Origin of the sequence: Vibrio sp. 10N.222.55.A1 (assembly GCF_041473835.1) — a bacterium.
Lineage (GTDB): Bacteria > Pseudomonadota > Gammaproteobacteria > Enterobacterales > Vibrionaceae > Vibrio > Vibrio crassostreae_C.
Map to the genome: position 1 here is coordinate 1 of NZ_JBFRSX010000107.1, position 1,055 is coordinate 1,055.

Consider the following 1,055-nt stretch of genomic DNA (forward strand, 5'->3'; position numbering starts at 1 on the left):
GGTGTTGCTAAAGATTTCGCATCTATCGATAACGCTCCAGAAGAGCGTGAGCGCGGTATCACAATCGCAACTTCTCACGTTGAGTACGACACTCCAGCACGTCACTACGCACACGTAGACTGTCCAGGACACGCGGATTATGTTAAAAACATGATCACTGGTGCAGCACAAATGGACGGCGGTATCCTAGTTGTTGCTGCGACTGACGGCCCTATGCCTCAAACTCGTGAGCACATCCTACTTGGTCGTCAAGTTGGTATCCCTTACATCATCGTATTCATGAACAAATGTGACATGGTTGATGACGAAGAGCTACTTGAGCTAGTTGAGATGGAAGTTCGTGAACTTCTTTCTGAATACGACTTCCCAGGTGATGACCTACCAGTTATCCAAGGTTCTGCACTTGGCGCACTAAACGGCGAGAAGCAGTGGGAAGACAAGATCGTTGAGCTTGCAGAAGCACTAGATTCTTACATTCCTGAGCCAGAGCGTGCAGTTGACCAACCGTTCCTACTACCAATTGAAGATGTATTCTCAATTCAAGGTCGTGGTACTGTTGTAACTGGTCGTATCGAGCGCGGTATCCTACGTGTAGGTGACGAAGTAGAAATCGTTGGTATCAAAGAGACTACTCTTACTACTTGTACTGGTGTTGAAATGTTCCGTAAACTGCTTGACGAAGGTCGTGCAGGTGAGAACGTTGGTGCACTTCTACGTGGTACTAAGCGTGATGACGTTGAACGTGGTCAAGTACTTTCTGCGAAAGGTTCTATCAACCCACACACTAAGTTTGAGTCTGAAGTATACGTACTTTCTAAAGACGAAGGCGGCCGTCACACTCCTTTCTTCAAAGGTTACCGTCCACAGTTCTACTTCCGTACAACTGACGTAACAGGCGATATCACTCTACCAGAAGGCGTAGAAATGGTAATGCCAGGTGACAACGTTCAAATGACTGTTGAGCTAATCGCTCCAATCGCAATGGACGAAGGTCTACGTTTCGCAATCCGCGAAGGTGGCCGTACAGTTGGTGCTGGTGTTGTAGCTAAAATCTT

General features: G+C 47.2%; 1 protein-coding gene. It reads left to right on the top strand.

Annotation, left to right across the window (positions count from 1 at the left end):
• Positions 1–1,055, top strand: a 1,055-nt coding sequence (tuf, locus tag AB4493_RS21315) for an elongation factor Tu (RefSeq protein WP_137001546.1), incomplete at both ends; no start/stop codon positions are given.